General features: G+C 41.2%; 21 protein-coding genes and 2 pseudogenes. 16 read left to right on the top strand and 7 right to left on the bottom strand.

Features of this window, described 5'->3' with window-relative positions; genetic code table 11:
• Positions 1-41 precede the first annotated feature (41 nt).
• Complete coding sequence (locus NYE23_RS17495) at positions 42-1,823, bottom strand: dihydroorotate dehydrogenase (RefSeq protein ID WP_341079592.1); 1,782 nt, start codon at positions 1,821-1,823, stop codon at positions 42-44.
• 241 nt (positions 1,824-2,064) lie between these two features.
• Between NYE23_RS17495 and NYE23_RS17490 the strand changes: the two genes are divergently transcribed.
• The 5 genes and pseudogenes from NYE23_RS17490 to NYE23_RS17470 all read left to right on the top strand — a co-directional run bounded on the left by NYE23_RS17490 (position 2,065) and on the right by NYE23_RS17470 (position 4,981).
• Positions 2,065-2,490 (top strand): MarR family winged helix-turn-helix transcriptional regulator, encoded by a 426-nt coding sequence (locus NYE23_RS17490; protein WP_341080793.1) that lies wholly within the window; start codon positions 2,065-2,067, stop codon positions 2,488-2,490.
• A 12-nt stretch (positions 2,491-2,502) separates the two neighbouring features.
• Positions 2,503-3,021: a GNAT family N-acetyltransferase gene (locus tag NYE23_RS17485; protein WP_341079591.1), complete on the top strand. Its 519-nt coding sequence runs from the start codon at positions 2,503-2,505 to the stop codon at positions 3,019-3,021.
• Between the two features lie 22 nt (positions 3,022-3,043).
• Positions 3,044-3,661 (top strand): annotated as a pseudogene (locus tag NYE23_RS17480) (FMN-binding negative transcriptional regulator).
• 109 nt (positions 3,662-3,770) lie between these two features.
• Positions 3,771-4,657: pseudogene (locus NYE23_RS17475) on the top strand (alpha/beta fold hydrolase).
• A gap of 63 nt (positions 4,658-4,720) precedes the next feature.
• Positions 4,721-4,981 (top strand): hypothetical protein, encoded by a 261-nt coding sequence (locus NYE23_RS17470; protein WP_341079590.1) that lies wholly within the window; start codon positions 4,721-4,723, stop codon positions 4,979-4,981.
• A 401-nt stretch (positions 4,982-5,382) separates the two neighbouring features.
• Here the strand turns inward: NYE23_RS17470 and NYE23_RS17465 are convergent, their stop codons facing one another.
• From NYE23_RS17465 to NYE23_RS17450, 4 genes are all read right to left on the bottom strand, one after another.
• Positions 5,383-5,853, bottom strand: a complete 471-nt coding sequence (locus NYE23_RS17465; RefSeq protein WP_341079589.1) for a tRNA (cytidine(34)-2'-O)-methyltransferase — start codon at positions 5,851-5,853, stop codon at positions 5,383-5,385.
• A gap of 81 nt (positions 5,854-5,934) precedes the next feature.
• The gene (locus NYE23_RS17460; RefSeq protein ID WP_341079588.1) at positions 5,935-7,257 is read right to left on the bottom strand and encodes a CitMHS family transporter; all 1,323 of its coding nucleotides are present in this window, start codon (positions 7,255-7,257) and stop codon (positions 5,935-5,937) included.
• 270 nt (positions 7,258-7,527) lie between these two features.
• Positions 7,528-8,223 (bottom strand): response regulator, encoded by a 696-nt coding sequence (locus NYE23_RS17455; protein WP_341079587.1) that lies wholly within the window; start codon positions 8,221-8,223, stop codon positions 7,528-7,530.
• Positions 8,216-9,841: a sensor histidine kinase gene (locus NYE23_RS17450; protein ID WP_341079586.1), complete on the bottom strand. Its 1,626-nt coding sequence runs from the start codon at positions 9,839-9,841 to the stop codon at positions 8,216-8,218. The genes NYE23_RS17455 and NYE23_RS17450 overlap by 8 nt, the downstream gene beginning before the upstream one ends.
• 527 nt (positions 9,842-10,368) lie before the next feature.
• Between NYE23_RS17450 and NYE23_RS17445 the strand changes: the two genes are divergently transcribed.
• The 4 genes from NYE23_RS17445 (at position 10,369) to NYE23_RS17430 (ending at position 12,574) form a co-directional block, all read left to right on the top strand.
• Positions 10,369-10,575 carry a hypothetical protein gene (locus NYE23_RS17445; RefSeq protein ID WP_341079585.1) on the top strand — a complete coding sequence of 69 codons (207 nt, stop codon included), beginning with the start codon at positions 10,369-10,371 and terminating at the stop codon, positions 10,573-10,575.
• Positions 10,576-10,590: 15 nt separating this feature from the next.
• Positions 10,591-11,340 (top strand): phosphotransferase family protein, encoded by a 750-nt coding sequence (locus NYE23_RS17440; protein WP_341079584.1) that lies wholly within the window; start codon positions 10,591-10,593, stop codon positions 11,338-11,340.
• 145 nt (positions 11,341-11,485) lie between these two features.
• Entirely contained in the window at positions 11,486-11,905 is a 420-nt protein-coding gene (locus NYE23_RS17435) for a VOC family protein (RefSeq protein ID WP_341079583.1), read from the top strand.
• A gap of 522 nt (positions 11,906-12,427) precedes the next feature.
• Positions 12,428-12,574, top strand: coding sequence for a hypothetical protein (locus NYE23_RS17430; protein WP_341079582.1), 147 nt, complete (start codon positions 12,428-12,430; stop codon positions 12,572-12,574).
• A 117-nt stretch (positions 12,575-12,691) separates the two neighbouring features.
• Here NYE23_RS17430 and NYE23_RS17425 read toward each other — a convergent pair whose 3' ends face one another.
• Positions 12,692-13,180, bottom strand: a complete 489-nt coding sequence (locus tag NYE23_RS17425) for a pyridoxamine 5'-phosphate oxidase family protein (RefSeq protein ID WP_341079581.1) — start codon at positions 13,178-13,180, stop codon at positions 12,692-12,694.
• 211 nt (positions 13,181-13,391) lie between these two features.
• Here NYE23_RS17425 and NYE23_RS17420 point away from each other — a divergent pair, with 211 nt between their 5' ends.
• From NYE23_RS17420 to NYE23_RS17410, 3 genes are all read left to right on the top strand, one after another.
• Positions 13,392-13,583, top strand: coding sequence for a hypothetical protein (locus NYE23_RS17420; protein ID WP_174752232.1), 192 nt, complete (start codon positions 13,392-13,394; stop codon positions 13,581-13,583).
• A 73-nt stretch (positions 13,584-13,656) separates the two neighbouring features.
• A complete protein-coding gene (locus tag NYE23_RS17415; RefSeq protein ID WP_341079577.1) occupies positions 13,657-14,310 on the top strand; it encodes an NAD(P)H-binding protein in 654 nt (217 codons plus the stop codon).
• Between the two features lie 470 nt (positions 14,311-14,780).
• Positions 14,781-15,131 carry a YciI family protein gene (locus NYE23_RS17410; RefSeq protein WP_341079575.1) on the top strand — a complete coding sequence of 117 codons (351 nt, stop codon included), beginning with the start codon at positions 14,781-14,783 and terminating at the stop codon, positions 15,129-15,131.
• Positions 15,132-15,217: 86 nt separating this feature from the next.
• Here NYE23_RS17410 and NYE23_RS17405 read toward each other — a convergent pair whose 3' ends face one another.
• A complete protein-coding gene (locus NYE23_RS17405; RefSeq protein WP_341079573.1) occupies positions 15,218-15,988 on the bottom strand; it encodes an SGNH/GDSL hydrolase family protein in 771 nt (256 codons plus the stop codon).
• Positions 15,989-16,094: 106 nt separating this feature from the next.
• On the opposite strand from NYE23_RS17405, the gene NYE23_RS17400 reads away from it, so the two are divergent.
• From NYE23_RS17400 to NYE23_RS17385, 4 genes are all read left to right on the top strand, one after another.
• Positions 16,095-17,021 carry an ABC transporter ATP-binding protein gene (locus NYE23_RS17400; RefSeq protein WP_341079572.1) on the top strand — a complete coding sequence of 309 codons (927 nt, stop codon included), beginning with the start codon at positions 16,095-16,097 and terminating at the stop codon, positions 17,019-17,021.
• Positions 17,022-17,028: 7 nt separating this feature from the next.
• Positions 17,029-18,012, top strand: coding sequence for an ABC transporter permease (locus tag NYE23_RS17395; RefSeq protein ID WP_341080791.1), 984 nt, complete (start codon positions 17,029-17,031; stop codon positions 18,010-18,012).
• Between the two features lie 440 nt (positions 18,013-18,452).
• Positions 18,453-18,884: a cytidine deaminase gene (locus tag NYE23_RS17390; RefSeq protein ID WP_341079570.1), complete on the top strand. Its 432-nt coding sequence runs from the start codon at positions 18,453-18,455 to the stop codon at positions 18,882-18,884.
• 72 nt (positions 18,885-18,956) lie between these two features.
• On the top strand, positions 18,957-19,490 hold the full coding sequence (locus NYE23_RS17385; protein ID WP_341079569.1) for a GNAT family N-acetyltransferase: 534 nt from the start codon (positions 18,957-18,959) through the stop codon (positions 19,488-19,490).
• Positions 19,491-20,016: the final 526 nt, after the last annotated feature.

Below are 20,016 nucleotides of genomic sequence, written 5' to 3'. Positions count from 1 at the left end.
AACCGGGTGAGTCCAGTTTCTGGAACCGCCCGGTTTTTTATTTATCCACTATTTTTTAATAAAAAAGGGGCGGTTGCGATAACGCCAATCACATATAAAAGCAATGCGAAGTAAGCAGGAAGCAGGTGGATAAAATCCGTATAGTTAATAAAAAAATGAGTTAAAACCCCGGCGGCAAATGCCGGGATGGCCCCAATGGTGAAGGTCCACCACACCCAGCGTTCCCCCTCGCGGATGCCCCATAAAGCCAGCGTCAGGACGAGCAAGCCTACACTTAGAAGTGCGCTCCCAAAGCCTGCCCGGTCATGTGCAATCACAGGAATTAACCGATCGTTAAACTCGTTAAGCGCTTCAGGAGTCAGGCAAAGATAAGAAAGATCTGTTGGTACAAACACATGTGAAGCTCCTATGGCGGAAATGACCATCCCGCCAATAGCTAATGAAAAGCCCAATATTACAAAACAAAGCTGGCCGAATAAGCTCAGCTTCCACTGCGCACTGTTTGAAAGGTTTGAACTGCCGGGGGATGCACTTGCGTTTCTTGATTTTGCATATCCCAATATAAACAAGGGCAGTAAAATAAGCCAAAACAGCCCATGAAGCCAATCGAAATAACCGTAGCCAATAAACAGGACAATCCCCAGGAAGCCGATGGTTCCCGCTATATTTACTGCTTTTCTTGCCCAGTGGAGGCCATGTCTTATTCCATGCCTGGCAAGCTGCATATAGATGATTCCACCTGAAATCATCGTTCCGGAAAGCGTCATTCTGTCATGTGCCATAAAATATAAAATGGCAGGGTTAAAATAAAGAATATCTTTCCTGAAGATCCCAAGAAATCTCTCATCATAGGGAAGGATCACCGAGGTCATGCTGAAGAACAGGGCAATAACCCCTGCAATGGCAATAGCCAAGCCAAACAGCCAATACCAGCGCCATCCCTCCACTTTAAAAGGCTCCTTCTGGAATGTGCTGGTATAGGCCTCATTTATCCTCTTCGGCAATCCGGGTCCAGTAAAAATGTACTCATCGCCTAACATGATTAAAGAAGCTCCGCTTTCCAGCAGTTTAATAGCATGTGAAGGCTCTTTAACACCACCTGAAGTGATGATGGGCAAATCTTCGCTGAACACTTTCCTGAGGGCCGCAAGTTTATGAATGAGTTCTTCCTGCGAATCATATCCCGTTAGAAGAATGCCGTCCGGGCTATAGTCCAGGCTGAGAGGATCATTCTTTGAAAAAGAAAGGATGATAGGTTTATTTAATTCGTATTTAAATTGATTAAATTGGCTCGCTGATTGAAAAGTATGGCTGTCCAAAATAAATCCGTCACTAAAAGACAGCAATTCTTTACAAATTTGCATGGCTCCCTGATATGTTCCTTCCACATTAATGAGGAAAGGAATTTTCTTTTTCTTTAGTGAAAGCAACTGTTTCTTAGCAGCCGTCAACTCCATAGAAGCGTCAGTTAATCTATGTATCTTCTCTTGTTTCAGGTCTAAATATAGTTCTTCTGCTGACCCTTGAATGGAAACGGGCCCAATTTCAAGAAAACCAAACCCCAGATTTTGAAAAGCCTTCATCCCGGTTAAGTGAGGATCAATCCTTCCGCTTAAGCCGACTGGAGCGGAAAAATGAACGCCAAATATATTTTTGGCTAGCTTTCTGGAGGGTTCCATATGGCCAAGAAATTCGATTAATCCTTCCCCTATACGGCTGGATGATATCATGCTCATTCCGCGATGGATAAACTCCCGGCTGAAGGAAGGAGGAAGCTTCTGAAGTATGGGCTTGAAAATAGGTTGATATGACCAATCCGGCATATAAACACCTCCCATTTTTATCTATTTTAGCATATGTGTTTGGAGGGTCAGGCAGTTTATTAGGTGGTGAGTGCTCTTTTTTTTAATCCCTCGACTCATTCCAGCCATTAACAAGGCGGTAAAAATTTTATTGCAATTGCAACAATAGTAAGTTAGATTGAATACATAATATTATTGATGCATTTACAACAAAAAATACTTTAGGGAGTTGATTACGCTGGAGATACTTCGTGAAATTGGCATGATCGCGAGGGCGCTGGATTCCATAAGCAATATCGAATTTAAAGAGCTTGACCTTACAAAAGGCCAATACTTGTACCTTGTGCGAATATGTGAGAATCCAGGTATTATTCAGGAAAAGTTAGCTGAAATGATAAAAGTAGATCGGACTACAGCGGCCCGTGCGATTAAAAAGCTTGAACTGAACGGCTTTATAGAAAAGAGAGGTGATGAACAGAACAAGAAAATCAGGAAGCTCTTCCCAACAGAGAAAGGGAAAAGAGCTTTTCCGTTCATAAAAAGAGAACATGAATATTCCAATGCGATTGCCTTAGAGGGATTCACCGAAAAAGAAGCAGAAATCATTTTCAGTCTGCTTCAAAAAGTTAGGAAAAATGTAGAGAAAGACTGGGAATATGTGAAAAAGGGGAACAAGAGAAATTATTGAAGGAGAGTCATAATGACTATTAATATAAAAAAATGTACGCTTGAAGATTTAAGAAGACTACAGGAAATTAGCTATGAAACCTTTAATGAGACGTTTAAGGATCAAAATTCACCCGATAATATGCAAGCCTATTTGGAAAAGGCATTTAACCTAAAGCAATTAGAGACTGAACTATCTCAACCTTTATCACAGTTCTATTTTGTTGAATTTAAGGGCGAGACAGCCGGGTATTTAAAGGTTAATACCAATGAGGCTCAGACTGAAGAAATGGGCGACGAAGCACTCGAAATCGAGAGGATTTATATCAGAAGCCCATTTCAGAAACAAGGGCTTGGTAAGTATCTGTTTCATAAAGCCCTTGAAAGTGCGATGGAGCTTAATAAAAAGAAAATTTGGCTGGGTGTATGGGAAAAAAATGAAAAGGCAATTGCCTTTTATAAGAAAATGGGGTTTGTCCAAACGGGAGCCCATTCTTTTTATATGGGTGATGAAGAGCAAACGGATTTTATAATGGCCAAGACTCTTAACTAATTTTTTCGAAGGGCGGATGGTTATGTATATTCCAAAATACTATCAAGTCACAAATCCGGATGAAATATGGGAGTTTGTTCAAAGTAACTCGTTTGGTACGATCGTCACAGTAAAACAAGGAAGGCCCGTTGCCACTCATTTGCCACTGCAGCTAATAAAAGAAGGAGATACGTGCTATTTAACAGGGCATATGGCTTACGGGAACCCGCAATGGAGAACATTTGCAGACTCTGAAGATGTACTGGTGATGTTCCAGGGGTCACATGCTTATATTTCTTCCTCCTGGTATGAAGAAGAAAATGTACCGACTTGGAATTATCAGGCTGTCCATGTATATGGTCAAGCGAGTATTCTGAGTGAAGAGGAATTATAGCGTGACCTGGCCATCCTGCTTCAAAAATATGAAAACCATCGCAAAAATCCAGTTTTATGGGATAAGCTTTCTCCGGAGCTTTTAGAACAGCAGATAAAAGGAATTGTTGGATTCAAGATTAATGTAAAGGAAATTCAAGCTGCTGATAAATTAAGCCAGAACCGGAATGAAAAAGACTATCAAAATATCATTCATAAACTCTATGAAGAGAGTGATTTTAATTCTACGCAAGTGGCCCGGCTGATGGAAGGGAAGTTTAAAAAGTGATTACAGGTTTATAGGAAAACAGAGGAACCCAGGTGGGCCCTCTGTTTTTTAGTATTTGGAATATTATGTTAGTATTTATATAGAGATAAGCAATCAGGGAGATGGAAGTGTGGAGAGAAGAGTCGAATTATTTTCAGTAGACGATGTGATCATCGAGTATTCCGTTATTGGGGAAGGTAAACCTATTTTTGTTTTTCATGGAGGCCACTCAAATTGCAACGAAGAATTTGGCTATAAAGGTTTAGTGGAGAATGGTTATTCTATTATTACCCCATCGAGAGCAGGATATGGAAAGACTTCTGAAGTGATAGGAGAAAGTTTAACTACTGCTTGTAAATATTACGCAAAATTGTTAGACCATCTTCGCATTGAACAGATTCATATACTGGCTATATCGGCTGGCGGCCCAACAGGTATCCGATTTGCTCTTTATTTCCGGAAAGAGTTAAAAGTCTTACCTTAGAGAGTGCGGTTTCAAAGGAATGGCTGACACCGAAGGATCTGGAGTATAAGGCAGCCCGCATTATCTTTCGGCCATCTGTTGAAGGGTTCACATGGAAGATGCTTGGTTTTTTCAGTAATTCCTTTTCAAAGCTAATGTTCAACATGATGTCTTCGCAGTTTAGTTCCCTCTCAAAAGAAGACATTAAACAAAGAATTGGTGACAATGATATTGCGGAATTTAAAAAGATGAATAACCGTCAGCGATCAGGCAGTGGTTTTCTTATTGACATTAAACAAACCAAGGAATTAACCGGCCAAGATTTAAGATCCATCGCCTGTCCTGTTTTGATTCTTCATAGTAAAAATGACGGTTTTATTCCACTGAAACATCCTTATTACGCCCACAAAAATATTCCACACTCTGAACTCAGTGTACTTGATTCTTGGGGACATTTAATATGGATAGGTAAATTAGCATTTGAAAGAGATGAGAAACTCATTACTTTTTTGGAGTCACATAAACTTGAGGATTCTTTTTTTTATGAAACGTAACATTTACTAAATCATACATTAGGTATAGTGGGAAAAAGGTTTTAAAGAGAGGTGAAACCTCGAATGAAAATCATTTTATTTTTGGCGATAATCAGTTTATGTCTGATTGGTTTTAATTGGCTTATGGGATATAGAAAAAATCATATCACCATTGATCTGGATGAGAGATATGTGGATTTTAAAGAGTATGTTGAAACAATCAAGAGTGAACTTGTCAATCAAGGGAGAGAGGTCAGTTATATAGGGAATCGAAAATTCATTATTGATGGCCAAACCTATTTTTTTATAGAACGCAATGTTTCGATGGGAGGTGTTCCCCTGTAGAGAACCATTCTGAATCCGGAGAAAGACTGATCTGAAGGCGCTTAAGGGCGATAGCATGATCCTGGGCTGTCATTAGGGCAGCTTTTTCTTTGAGATAATGAAGGACTTCAACAACAGATGTTTAATTGGGCTAGGGGGACTGAAACAGACTTGAGATTATTTTCTGTTATTTTACTTATTCTTTTTGGAAGCTTTTTGAGGGGGTTAACCATTGATGAGCTTGGTAAGGCAGGAAACACCATAATGAATCTAATAGGGTCCGGGTTAAATTTTTTAGTTGTTCTTATTGCCAGGAAAAAGAAAGAAAGACAGCATTCAGTCTAAAACAGATACATAATTTTATGAATTGGGTGTTTTTATAAGAGTGCAAAGACAAACCATCTTCCAGCACGGAAGATGGTTTATTTTAGATTCGGAAATCCCTGCTGGCGCAATGCCTCGTATACCAATATCGCAGCTGTGCTTGAAAGGTTGAGTGATCGGACATTGCCATTCATAGGGATTCTTAAGAAATGATCTTTATTTTCTTCCAGCAAGTCTTTTGGCAAGCCTGTGGTTTCTTTTCCAAACATAAAATAGTGCTCCTTTGAGACATCACTGAAATCAAAGGATGAATGGGCCTGTTCACCAAAGGTTTCAATATAGTAAAATTCCCCCTGGTTTTTTGAGAAGAATTCATCCATGGAATCATAATACGATATGTTCACTGAGTCCCAGAAATCAAATCCTGCCCGCTTGATCATTTCCGGCTCTGTGGAAAAGCCAAGTGGCCGGATCAAATGCAGAGCTGTATCCGTTCCCGCACAAGTCAGGGCAATATTTCCGGTGTTGGCAGGAATATCCGGCTGATATAGTACGACATGTATGGCCAAGGGTTGTCACCTCTATGTTTATTTTACCCTTCAAATTATAGCATAGGATCAGCTGCGAGGTGAAAAACAGGAGTATTCATATTAAATCGAAATAACGCCAAATGCAATCGCCGCAATGATCATAAATAGTGAAGAGGCAACTGCCCATTTTAATGCAAAGTGCTGATTCTGGCCATAGTCAATTCCGATCATTCCGACTAGCAGGTAACCTGCGGCATAGAGCGGACTTAGCACGTGAGCTGGCTGGCCAAGTACTGATGCACGGGCAATTTCAGCCATAGGAATATTGTAGCTGGCAGCCGTTTCCCCTATGATTGGAATAATTCCATAATAATAGGGATCGTTTGCCATGAAATAAGTAAATGGCATGCTCGTGATCGCTGTAATTAAAGGCAGCTGGGTTCCCAATTGATCTGGAATGACTTGAACAAGTGCTGTCGCCATTGCATCCACCATTTCAGTTCCATTCATGATTCCTGTGAAAATACCAGAGGCAAAGACTAACGCGACAACTGCGAGGACATTTCCGGCATGGGCGGCAATACGTTCTTTTTGCTGTACCAGGTTTGGGTAATTAATCATCGCGGCAATCGCAAAGCCTAACATGAAGAGAACAGGGAGCGGCAGCAATCCGGCGATTAAGGCAATCAGAAGGCCTATTGTCAGTCCTGCGTTTACCCAAATCAGCTTTGGACGCTGCAGATCCGTAAGCGATTCTCTGCTGACAGCAGCAGCTATCTGTTCCTCTGCAGCCTGCAGCTCCCTGATAGCTGAATCATCCATTTGGCGGATTCCAATCCGTTTCCGTTCCTTAATGCCAAAGTACCAGGCAGCAAGGAAGGCGAAAAGAATTCCGGCTGCCATTACAGGAATCAGCGGAAGGAATACTTCCTCAGTTGTAAGCTGCAGAGAGCTGATGACTCTGGCTGTCGGTCCGCCCCAGGGTGTCATGTTCATAACGCCGATGGAGAGTAGGGCTAGCGTTGCCAGCATGTATAAATTCATATTCAGCTTTTTGTATAAAGGCAGCATGGCTGTGACAGTAATGATGAACGTTGTAGTTCCATCTCCGTCCAGAGCGACCAGCGACGCGAGAGCAACAGTTCCGAGGGCAATCTTTAGCGGGTCACCCTTAACAATCCGCAAAATCGTATTCACAATTGGTTCAAACAAGCCGGCATCAATCATAATGCCGAAATAGAGGATAGCAAACACAAGCATCACGCCTGTAGGGGCAACCTGCTTAATTCCTTCAAGCATCATATCTCCAATCCCTGTATAGAACCCTCCAATTAAAGCAAATATTATCGGTACAATAATTAATGCCAATAGGGCAGACATCCGTTTCGTCATAATTAAAGCCATAAAAACAGCAACCATACAATATCCAAGCAATGCGAGCATAAAACCCCTCCTTATTATTTGTAAGCGCTTCCTTTTGACTCACTTTAACAGGGCAGCTCCTGAAAGACTAGATTAGTTGTTTAATTTACATAAAACATAATAATTTCATAATTTTCATATTTTTTATGAAAAGTGGAAATGAAGACAAACTGGGATATGTCTGGTTCTCAGGTGTGGAAAGATGGGGGTAATAGGGCGAGTGGAAATCTCTTTGCCCATGCAGGAGTTCTGCTTTCCGAAAAAAAGCAAGCCCCTTTATGAGAGGGCTTGCTAGAGCTGTTTGTATCGGCGTTCGGGACGGCCCACACTGCCATAGACAATATCCACTTCCACAAGGTCAATAGAAACCAGGTACTCTAAATAGCGCCTTGCCGTGGAGTGGCTTGCGCCGATTTGCATTCCTACTTCTTCAGCATTCAGGCTTGTGGATGCAGCTTCCATTGCTTGTGTAACTTTTCGAAGTGTATGTTTGTCGATGCCTTTTGGCAAAGCCTCAGCCTCATGCTTTGTCTCCACAGCAGGGGAACTTTTTTGAAAGAGCCGCTGTATTTGATCTTGTTTAATATGAGCATTGGTTTGCCAGGCGTGCCTTGTTTGGCTGTACTCTTCAAAAGTTGAAAAAAAGCTTTCAACCATTACAGGCTTCAGCAGATAGCTATATGCTCCCCCGCGCATGGCATCTCTTACGGTTTTAGCATCATTTGAAGCTGTTATCATGATGATATCGATATGGCGGTGTTCGTGCTTGATCTGAAACAGCAAATCAATGCCATTGGCGTCCGGCAGGTGAACATCGAGCAAGATCAAGTCAGGTGTAATCACGTTTAGCAATTGAATGGTTTCTGAAGCTGTTTGTGCTTTTCCAATGACAGTGAACTCCGGTCTGTTTTGGATAAGCTGTTCATATACAGACGAAGCCACAGGGTCATCCTCAACGATAAGGACCCCAATTGATGGGTTATTCATGATTTTCTCTCTCCTCCGCGGTCGTGTATTCAGGATTGTTTTTTGGAATGGCGATGGTCATGCATGTTCCTTCTGCCCGGTCTGTACGGTACCATTCCCCGCCAAGTTGGCTCAATGCATGCTGCATGATTGTCAGGCCCAGGCCGTGCTGCGGGTGGTTTTTGGTTGTGGCTCCTTCAGTGAAAAAGTAGGCTTCTTCTTCGGAGGTCATGCCTTTGCCATTGTCTTCAATATCCATAACCAGTTCGTCTCCATAGTCTGTAAAGGATAAGTGGACAGCGGCGTTCTTTCCTTTCCATTCAGAAGATGCTTCAAGAGCATTATCAATCAAATTGCCAATTACAGTAACGACATGTTCGCTTTGAATGGTATCAGGAAAGTCCAGCCATTGGCTGTTTTCATCAAAGGTGATCAAGACTTTCATTTCTTTGGCCCGGTTCACTTTCCCAAGAAGAACGGCAACAATTAAAGGATCTTTAATGGCGGACATTAAAAAGGTGACAGTCTGCTGCAGTTCCTGCACCTCCATCCTCATAAAAGCCTTTGCCTCTTCGTAGCGCTCCAATAGCAGGAGCCCGTTTAATGTGTTTAATTTATTTAAGTATTCATGGGTCTGTGCCCGAATATGGTTCGCGTGCTGCCGGATCTCAATAAGTTCATTCGCCAGATCTTCTACTTCAGAGAAGGGGCGGATAGTCAGCACTATACCTGATATTGCCGTTTCTTCAGCTAAGATGGGCGAGATGTCTACAATATATATTGAGTTGCAGATGAGCGCTTGTTCCTGGATTAATCGGTTCGGATTCTGGAATGCAGTTCTGATAAGCGCTTTCAAATGGGGCTCTGTCAGCGTACCTTTTGCATGCTCACCCAGAATGTCACGCGCTTTTTTATTGGCTGATAAAATATGGAGCGCAGGGCTGATGGCAAGAGTGGCGTCCCCAATCGACTCCAGAATAGCCTGTTTTTCAGAAAAGGCATGTGAAATCTCCTCCGGCTCTAAATTAAATATCAGCCTTTTGACTCGGCGGGCAATATAAAATGCCCCTGGTATGCCAATAAGAAGGGCAAGTCCGCCGAAAGCAGCTACCCGCAGCTGATAAACAAAGATTTTACTTTCTACTTCATTTGTTAAGAATCCAACGGAAGAAACACCGATAATGGTACCAGCCTCATCATAAATGGGTGTTTTCGCTTTAACTGCTTCTCCTAAGACGCCATTTCCTATGAAAATAACAGAATCTCCTGCGAGGGGGGCCTTGTTGCTTGTTTCTGTCTCTTTGCCAATTTGGTTTGGGTAGGGATGGGAATAACGGATACCATCCTCGTTCGCTATTACAATATAAGCTGCACCTGTCCGCTTTCTAAGCTTCTCGGCAATCGGCTGTATAAGCTGTTCCGGATGTTCTGTGTCAAACGCATCAATAATAGATTCGTTTTCAGCAACCAATTCCGCAACGGTCAGTGCCTGCTGTCCAGTTGTTCTCTCAATCATTTGATCAATAATGGAGGAAAAAGAAATGATGATTAACAGTATGCAAAGTATGAGTACAGTAAGAACGAGCAGAACCATTTGCCCGAAAAGCCCCGGCCGCTTTAAATTAAAAGGTTTCGACACTTTGGCCACCTCTGGCAATTTTATTTACTACTAGATTAAAGGAGGCAATTCCATTCGGCAAGGTAAAGTTTAGTCACAGGATGTGCCATTCAGCATCTGGGGTATGCCCGCCTGTACTCTATTTTCAGAATTATGTAATTTTTGTAAAAATATGTTAAACTATATTTAGAGCTAGGTAACTGAAAAAGGAGGAGAACGTCATTCGGACAAAATATTTTATTGTTTTGCTTATGACTTTTCTGGCTGAAGCGGCTGTAACGCTTTTCGCTGCTTCCACATTCTCGGTAAGGTTCGTTGAGGTCATGTTTTTTACTGGAATGGCTTTTGCGAGCCTTAGCTTTTACTTTTCAAGCAGATTTCAGTTCCTCACGGGCAAGCAAACAGGCATCATCCAAAAACGGGAAGTGTTTGTGTTTAGGAGAGGGCCTGTCTTCACTTCCTCCATCATTTTTTTCTCCATTGGATTAGTGCTGTTTATTCTGCTTATTTCAGGGGTTATTCCACCTGCTGGTTAAGGAGTTGAGATTTTGAGTAATGAAAACCATTCAAAATTGTACAAATGGCGTGCGAAATATGGGGCAATTGTTGTTGCGGTTAGTTGTTTATTAAGTTTAACCAGCAGCTGGGGTAAGAATTGGATTCTTACAGGTGTTTTTGGCTTAGGTGTTTTGCTTTGTGGAGCTATTGGATTTTTTGATATAACGCGTGCCAGGGCGGATTTTACAAAGAAATAGCAAGGAGAGAAATGAATGAATCTGGGTGCTCCCATCGCATTAGGAAATACGGCAAAAATATATCTCTATCGGAACAGGATTTATAAAGTATTTAATGATTACTTTACCGAAAGGGAATCTATTAATGAATATAAAAAGCAAAATTATGCTTATTCAAGCGGGCTTCCTGTTCCAAAAATAATAGATGTTACAAAAATGAATGGTAAACAAGTTCTTATTATGGAGTATATCAAGGGCAGATCAATAGGCGATATTCTTTCCGAAAACATGGGACAAGCTGAATACTACATGAATCTTTCTGTTGACATTCAGCAGAGTATTCATAAGGTGGAGGCTGATTCCATCGAACACATGACTGAAAAGTTAAGCAGGCAGATTACCTTAGCTAATCATTTAGATAACAGGCAAAAATCCGACTTAATCAAAAGATTGAATAAGATGACGTTTAAAAGCAGGCTGTGTCATGGAGATTATCATTTCTTTAATTTAATTGTTTCAGATAACAAGGTGACTATACTGGATTGGGTGGATGCGAGTAAAGGCGATATCCGTGCTGACGTATATCGTACTTATCTATTATATTCCCAGTTTTCAAATGAATTAGCTGAGATGTATTTGAAGCTTTATTGTATGAAAAGTGGCTTGGCAGAAGATGAGGTACTGCAATGGGCACCAATTATAGCAGCGGCAAGGCTGTCGGAAATAGTACCGTCGGAAAACCCGAAACGTCTTTTGGACATAATCGGCCAATCCTGTCCATTATAAACAAATGTGCTGCCGAACGTGACTGTTTTTCATAAACGGGAAAGGCAGCCAGAAGTTCAATATTTACGATGATTAAGGTCAGTTGCTCATCACAGTTTATTATTACATTTAAAGAAAATATTTTAGAATTTGGGAGATGAAAAAAATGGGCGAGAAATTATTAAGGGTAGGTACAACTTATATACCAGTAACAAATGTAGAACTTTCCTCTGAGTGGTATGTAAGTAAATTAGGAGCAGAGTTAAGCTATAAAGATCAGGACAAAGCAATTTTAAACTTTGCCAATCAGAGTATTTTTCTTGTAAAGTCTAATGAGAACCAAAGCTCTAATTTCTTTGATATTTACGGCAATGAGCGTTTTTCGCTTACATTTGAAGTTAATGGATTAAGTGCCTTAGAAGCCATACACAAAGACTTTAAGCAAAATGGAATTAGAGTTGGAGAGATCGAAGACAGAGGACACTCTGGAAGGAATTTTGTCTTTTATGATTTAGACGGTAACAAATTTGATGTGTGGAGTGAACTAAGTCCAACCTTCAAAGAGAAGTATCTTATTTCCAAATGAATATATTAAAAGAAGGGTTAGCAAATAAAACTATTCAATACCCAACTTAACCCAACGGGAGATCATGTTCAAAATCAGCTGTTATTCAGGCTGGTTTTTTCTTTTAAGGGGCGGGTGATTCATAAAACAATTTAAATGAAACTTATTCCCCAACTATCCGTAATATCAAAAGAGAAATGAAACTTAGTCAAAAATGAGATAGGAAAAACAATGGATATCCTTCATGGGGTGGCAATTGTAGTGGCTTTAATCGGGTTACCTCTATTATTGTTCACTTGGTCATTAGTAAGATTGGTTGATGTGATAAAGAAGCGATAAGAGATAGTGAATATTATGAAGCAGAGGTTAAAGAACGTATTCTTAAGGTTAGCTGATAACCGCCTCAAAAGAGCTGCTTTGAGGAAATATTACGACTGGTTTACTCCGTATAAATTAGGGCTATCAAACAAACGGTGTCTGCCAGGATATAAATGGAGAGGTTGGAAAACCTATAATGAAAGGCTTTTAAATGGAGGGATTTTAATGAAAGACAAAGATCAGGAAACAAGTGAAGGACTGAATCAGATATTTGAAATCATTAATGCTAAAGGCGATATTGGTGAAATTAATGATATCCTTAAAAATGGAAGTACGGAAGATGAAACGGGAAATTCCGCTGTTGATTCCTAAATTGGTATTTGACATATTATTGTTTTAAGCATTAACAAATTTAGGTTTATAAGGCGCCTGCCCCCAGTTGGTGACTGGGAGACAGGCGCTTCTTTATTAAAGTGGATTGTATACTTACTATTTATTTAATTCAACCGTCTCATTAACATCTGCCGATTCAGAGCTTTGCCCAGTCATGCGTTTATAAAGAAAGGCAATTTTCTTTGTGTAATTACCGGTTTCCCAATATTCAGCTGCTTCCGCCTTGATCTTGATTAAGACAACATTGGGATCATCATAAGAGGTTTGCATGATTTTATCATAAGCTTTGCTCCACAGTTCCTTTTTCTTGTTTAGATCCTCAACGATTTCTGCTCTTCCGCGGACGGAAACATAGGATTTGCCTGCATAAGCCACATTAACGTCTTGATCATGAAGAATTTCCTCATACTTAGCAGTCTCTTTTTTCGTGAAAAACCATAAGTCACCATCAAATTCTACTTCTTGGGTTTTCATGGGGCGGGACACAAGCCCTTCCTCCGTTACCGTGGTCAGCATGGCCGTGTCTATGTCTTTGATTAACTCTCGTAATGTTTCTATTTCTTCTTGATTTATTATGTTAGACATTTCCATCACCTCGTAAAAGTTTTATAGAGTTATATTACCCTTTAAACAAGCTTTTATTCAGGTATATCCCAATCAAACTTTTTAAGTAGGGGACAGAATTGATCTGAGAACAGCCGATTAATTTTTTCTTTTTAACCTATTGAGGAAGGTTAATCGAGCAAGGAAGTCAAATGACTAGTAGTACATACTTAAAAGTCTGGAGGAGTTACAGGTGGTTTTCGGTTCCTTATTATTTTCTATCCTTCTTTGGGTTATTGGACTATTTATTCTGTATATCGTCATTTCTGCAGCAGTCAGGGATGGCATTAACAAGTCTGTAGCTGGTCAGTTTCTTGAAAATAAGTATGGGATTAAAAAGGATAAGGATTCCTTTCTTGATCGTGACTTAGACAATGACAAATAAGTCTTTAGTTCCCTCTATGGAATGAACGTGATATATAATTTAAAGAAACTATCCAGAATAGAAGGAGAAAAAAATGCACGCTTTACTAATAGGAGCAACGGGAGCAACAGGCAAGGACTTGCTGGATTTGCTGCTGGAAGACGAGTACTTTCATCAGGTAGATGTTTTTGTCAGGCGGGATCTTTCTATCCAGCATGAAAAACTAAGGGTGCATGTGATTGACTTTGATCACTCCAAACAGTGGAAGCATTTAGTAAAAGGCGATGTCTTGTTTTCTTGTTTGGGAACGACCTTAAAAGCTGCGGGAAGTAAAGAAGCGCAATGGAAAATCGATTACGACTGCCAATACCAGTTTGCCAAGATAGCCAGAGAAAACCATGTCAGTCATTATGTTTTGGTATCTTCAGGGGGCTCGTCGCCTAATTCCCCCTTATTTTATCCAAGGATGAAGGGGCAGCTGGAAGAATCGGTAAAAGATTTAGGGTTTCCTGGCGTGACAATCTTTAAGCCGCCTGTGCTGGTACGAAAAAATAGTGATAGAACCATGGAGGTTGCCGGAATGAGAGCCGTACAGTTTTTTAATAAATTCGGGCTGCTTCGATCTCAGGAACCGCTGCCGACAGAAATATTGGCTCAAGCCATGATTCAATCCGTGAAACCGCCAAGAAGCGGCATTTTTACGTATGAAGGTGAAGCTATTCGGAAATGTGCCGGGAAGTTTGAGTAAGAACCTGATAACTTTGATCCAAGAGGTCAAGGTTATTTTTTTTATGCTGTTGAACAGGTGATTTATGTTAAAATAAAGGTGATATTTAGAAAATAAATACAACTTTAATTTCCGATAAGGCGGGATCTTCCGGTTTCTCGGCTTCATCTCCAAAGGGGAGAACTTTGCCAGATACGATGGCCGCGTCCTCGTCAAAACTGGCAACGGAGATGATATAGAAGTTCCGTTAACTTCAAAAGTAAAAGGCAGATGGTGCATTATCTGCAAAATAGACAATACGGATGCAGCAGATCCCAAGGTTCTGAATATCAACAGGGTACAGTCCAATAAGCCGGATATTAGAGATTTGTGAAGAATAGGTTTATAGCAAAGAATTCAATTTTGGGATTTTACAATGTGCCGATATTGAAGTTGACGGTTCGTTGTATTAAAGATCAGGGGATTTGCCTCTGAAACAGGAGGAAATAGTTATGCTGTTTATGCTGATTGTCAAAGCCTCAAAGAATTCCGAATCCGGAAAGCTTCCAAGCCCTGAGCTCATGGAAGCCATGACGAAGTACAATGAAGAATTAGTTAAGGCGGGCGTTCGGGTGATGGCTAAAGGACTTCATCCAAGTTCAAATGGAATACGCATTTCCTTTCCGAGACCAGGGGAAAAGCCTGTGGTTACGGAAGGCCCATTTACTGAATCGAAAGAGCTGACTGCCGGGTTCATCCTGATTGAGGTGAATTCGAAGAAAGAAGCGATCGAGTGGGCCATGCGGATGCCGGACCCGCAAGGATATGGGGAAGGCCAGATTGAATTGCGTCAAGTGTTTTAGGGCCGGATTTGCCCAAAAATCCGGATGTGCTCTTCTACTAGAAGAAAAAGGTGAATGCGCACATCTGCTGCAGATTCACCTTTTGGTTATTCCACGATATTTTTTTCAATGACAAGTGACAGGCTTTCAGCCATCTCCTGATAAGTGGCATCATTCGGATGGAAGAGGTCACTGGAAAGATCGCGTTTGGCATCTGTGACCAGATTGAAGGTATCCACTACATGAACACGGTATTTCAAGCCTAATGTCCGGGCAGATTCATTCCATTTTTGGATGACGGAATCAAATGAATCCCCATTGGGCGATTGGTTGAAAGGATTATAAAGGCCCATGTAGACGATAACGGCATTCGGATTGGTTTCGCGAATGCTTTTGAAGGTCTTCTCCAGATTCGAAATTTCGGTGTTCACGATGCCCAGTGCGGTTTCCTCTGAATATTTCTCCAGGATTTCCCCGCTATTAAAAAGATTATTGCCACCAATGGTGATGGAGATTATTTTGGCTTCTTTAAGAGATCTCTGGACCTCCTTTTGTTCCAGCTGTGTCAGCAAATCCTCAATTCTGGCGCCGCGCACCCCAAGGTTTTGAAAGCGATCAACCATCTTCTTTTCTTTCAGTTCATTTCCAGCCAAGGAGACAAAACCTTCGCCTTTCGACGAGCCGACACCCCTTGTTAAGGAATCTCCAAGAGCGACATAGGCATCGCCGGGAGTGGCAGGACTTTCTTCTGTTTTCTCCAAAATTTTCCCTCGGGGCGGGCTGGTAACGTCCATGTAGGCACTGGCAAGTCCATATCCAAAAAAAACTGTCAGGGCAAGGGATAGGGTTAAAAATAACGGCCACATCCATTTTTTCATGTTTTGACCTCTCCTTCTAATTTGATTGTATCAATTTTTTCCAAAATGGAGTATTCAAAAGAGTTATTGCTCGAAAATTTAGTTAGAATAGAACAGGGGTGATGCTATGAGCGTAAAGCCAACAGTACAATTAGAAAATGTAACGAAAATCATTGGAAAGAAAACAATTATTAATAATATATCATTTGACATTTATCCAGGCGAAGTCTTTGGATTCCTCGGTCCGAATGGCGCCGGGAAAACCACTACTATCCGGATGCTTGTCGGGCTCATTAAGCCAACGTCCGGAAAGATTCACGTTTGCGGTTTTGATGTGAGAAAACAATTCGTTCAGGCGATGCAGCACCTTGGTTCCATCGTCGAAAATCCGGAGCTGTATAAATATTTAAGCGGACGCGAAAATCTGCAGATGTTTGCCCGGATGCTGTTGGATGTGGATGAAGGACGGATACAGGAAGTCATTGATCTGGTGGATCTGACGGCCCGAATCGATGACCAGGTGCGTACCTATTCTTTAGGGATGCGGCAGCGTCTTGGAATCGCCCAGGCATTGCTGGGCCGGCCGGATGTGCTGATACTGGACGAACCAACGAATGGACTGGACCCGATGGGAATCAAGGATCTTCGCCTATTTATCAGAAAGCTGGTCGATGAAACGGGTCTTTCGGTTCTCGTATCCAGTCATATTTTAAGTGAAATCGAATTGCTGGCAGATCGCGTGGCTATTATGAGCCATGGGAAAATCGTAAAGGTCGGCAGTGTGAGTGATCTGGTTGGTGCACTGTCTGCCGGTGTGGACTGGAGAGTCAGTGATTCTTTCCGCGCGCTGGCTATTTTACAGGAATCCCCGCATGTCCAGGCGGCAGAACTGTACGATGACCATACGATACATACGCTGATGGATGAAAGCAAAACCTCAATCCTGAATGAAGCCCTAATGAAAGATGGCATTGAGGTATGGACGATTGAAAGGAAAGTGCAGACCTTGGAGGATCTATTTATCAGTTTGACAGGAGGCGATCATATTGTCTAATCCGAATATGGTTGGCCTGATTCGCAATGAAGTGATGAAGATCGCTTCCAAAAAACGCCTCGCGGTTGTCGGCGTTATATTAGTCATTCTGGTGTCAATGTTTACCTACGCCCAATACCGGGAGATACAGGACAAAATCGAAAAGCAGGGCACTCTGGATTGGCGGGTGGAGCTTCAGCAGGAAATTGTCGACCGGCAGAATCGGCTCGCATCGAGCGGAATCCAGGACGAATTCCGACAGTTTCTTGAATTTGATCTGAAGCAAAAGCAGTATTATCTGGACAACGATATCAATCCTAACTATCCGGGGGCGCCTACGTTTATCCGCATCTTTTTATCGCAGGGAGTCACACTTGTCCTGCCGTTATTCATTATCATTATCATGGCAGACATTGTGAGCGGGGAATACAATGATGGCACGATCAAAACATTGCTGTCCCGGCCGGTTAAGCGGTGGCGGATCCTGATGGCAAAATGGCTGACGGTGCCGCTGTATACCTCCATGCTGATGGCGCTTACGGTGATCGTCTGTTATGGGGTTTCAGGGATCGTCCTCGGATATGACGGCTGGACCGCCCCTATTTTAACAGGATTTCAAGCTTCTGCTTCCGGCGAGTTTTCAACGGAGTACATTCATACCCTGCCGATGTGGGAATATCTGCTGATGTCAGCCGGGCTTGCATGGGTGGTAACAGCGGTCGTTGGAACGATAAGCCTGATGATCTCCGTCCTGGTGAAAAATACAGCGACGGGAATCGGGGCCATGATGGCTGTGTTAATCGCTGGCACCCTGCTGTCTTCCATCGGCTCAAGCTGGACCAGCTCCAAATACCTAGTGAACTTGAACTTTGATCTGATTAACTACCTGGAAGGCCAGGCTCCGCCGATTGAAGGAATGTCCCTGCCGTTTTCACTGACCGTGCTTGGGGTTTGGACGGCAGGCTGCCTGGCTGTGGCGTTTTGGAATTTTACTCAGAAGGATATGTATTGAGATCCTTGTGGACAAGTCATCAGGAACGATTATTGTTGGAGTTCCAATGCAATGATTGTTTGGCTATACGGAATGTTTCACTGATTATGAATTAACAAGAGGCGATTATTTAGCCATCGCCTCTTTCTTTTTTTTACAACCGGGGCAGGTTAGTTATTTTAGAAGATGGGGAGAGGTATTCATTGAGTGATAAACTTTGTAATCTTATAAAAGTAATTTGTTTAGCTGTAATTGCCTTATCCAGTGTAATGATAGCATTGGAACTTATGAACATTAGACAGATCCTGCATTCTATTGGGCATTAAGAGCCAATCTTATTTTACTAACGGATGCATTGCTTTAACAATCAGGTACCCAATGGCGGTTTTTCCTTACTTAACGAACGGGGCAGTTATGTTGAAGAACAAGATATAACAAAATCAACAAGGAGGAGAACTTTTTTGTTAAAAGTAAAACCTTTAGAAGATAAAGACTATGAATTGATAAAGGAAGCAGAAAAAGTCATTGAAAAGAATTACAGGTATGGACGGCATCACATTGGTTCAGCAGTCAGAACAACATCTGATATTGTATTTTCAGCAGTTCACGTTGAAGCAAATGTTGGGAGAATAACTGTATGTGGTGAAGCGATGGCTATTGGCAAGTCTATATCAGAAGGTGAACACGAATTTGAAACGATAGTAGCAGTGGCCCATCCTCATCCACACGAGGATATAGAGAAATGCTGGGTTGTTGCTCCCTGTGGCATGTGTCGAGAGTTAATTAGTGATTACGGCAAAGAAACTGATGTAATCATTTCTTATAATAGTGAATTGGTAAAGTGTAATGTGATGGAGTTATTACCTGAAAAATATACAAGCGATATAGACTGAAATTAGATTGAACAACCGGGCAGGATTGGTTTAAGAAGATGTTAATATCATAGATATAAGGAGGAGAAAAAAGTGATTCCGGCATTAGAGACAAAAAGATTGTTATTAAGAGAAATCACAAAAGATGATGCTGACAGTATATTCTCTTGCTTTTCCAATGAAGATGTGACTCGATATTATGGACAAGAACCATTGAATAATATTAAGCAAGCTGAAGATTTTATTGAATTTTTTGCAAATAGTTATAAGGAGAAAAGAGGAGTACGGTGGGGAATAGAATTAAAGGGTTATAAAGGGATTATTGGGACTATGGGCTTTAATGCCTGGTCTCCTAAAAACAAACGGGCAGAAATAGGATATGAAATACATCCTGAACATTGGAGAAAGGGGTATACCTTTGAAGCTCTATCTAAAGTAATCCAATATGGTTTTAGTGAATTTGGTCTTACTCGTATAGGGGCAGTTGTGTTTATGGAAAATGAAGCATCTATCAAATTGCTCACTAGAGCCGGATTCGAAAAAGAAGGTATTCTAAGGGATTATATGTATCAAAATGGAGAGGCATACGATACATATGTTTATTCAATCATTAAAGATAATAGATAGGACTGGCAGGTTGAAAGCCTGTGAAACTTTGTAATCAAACAAACGAGGCAGGTTAGTTGAATAAGAGAACTATTGGGGCTCTTCATAAGAGGTAACTGCGGTGAAACAGCGGATAAATTAATGTGTGCATTAAACAGGAAATTATATTGTATACCCGAAAATCTGTAATATAATGGATATAGGCATCCGAGGAGGTATATTTTACTATGTGGAAAGTGATAGTTAAATTCTTTATTGAAAAATTTGGCCAGAGATTCTAAAGTTACTAGTTAAATATGGGAGAGAATTGGCTGAACTTATTTTTTCCAAAGCCTTTGGATTTATAAAAATTGGTTTAGTAACTTAGGAAAAGAAAAGCAAGCAGAAGAGGCTTACAGCAAGGCAGAAAGTTCTAGTGATCCAGATGAGAAAAAAAAGTATGCGCAAGAGGCAGAATTCTATAAAAGAGAAGCTGAGTCTTATGCTTGTAAAATGGAGAATTTAGAGCGACAGTTTAATGAGTTTAAACAGTCTGTTCAAAAGGATG

This window comes from Cytobacillus sp. FSL H8-0458 (assembly GCF_038002165.1).
Taxonomy (GTDB): Bacteria; Bacillota; Bacilli; order Bacillales; family Cytobacillaceae; genus Cytobacillus.
The sequence above is the reverse complement of the archived record's forward strand: the minus strand, read 5'-3'. Positions and strand labels throughout refer to the sequence as shown.